The sequence below is a fragment of the Tamlana crocina genome, assembly GCF_012037625.1.
This window is the reverse complement of record NZ_JAAVJS010000335.1, coordinates 1-409: the sequence shown is the minus strand read 5'-3', so window position 1 is coordinate 409 and position 409 is coordinate 1. Positions and strand designations below refer to the sequence as shown.

The 409-nt window shown below is 32.5% G+C and carries 1 protein-coding gene; it reads left to right on the top strand.

The window, feature by feature from the left end; genetic code table 11:
* Positions 1-11 precede the first annotated feature (11 nt).
* A partial coding sequence (locus tag HC176_RS20430) for a transposase (RefSeq protein WP_425338223.1) occupies positions 12-409 on the top strand: 398 nt, incomplete at its 3' end.

The following is a 409-nucleotide window of genomic DNA, read 5'->3' as shown; positions in this document are numbered from 1 at the left end:
ATTTAAAGCTGTTGGGCTGGTCAATCTATATCACCACCCTGCCAAAAAACAAGGCAGAGGCAAATACTATTTTTAGTTTATATAAGCTCAGATGGAGAATTGAGATCATATTTAAATCGTGGAAAAGCAACATGGGTTTTGATAAAGTTCATAACGTCTCTCAAAACCAGCTTTACGTCATTATTATGGCACGCTTTATTATGGTAATTATTTGTACACAGTTCATTTTTAAACCTTGTAGAAATATAATTAAAAGTACCTTGAACAAAGATTTGAGTTTAATGAAAACAACTCATTATTTAATAAGATATCCAATCAAACTAGTTCAGATCATTGCAGACTTGTCCGATTTCCCAGGAAAGGCAAGCGAAACTATTAAAATAATGGTAAGGTATTGCTCGTACGATAA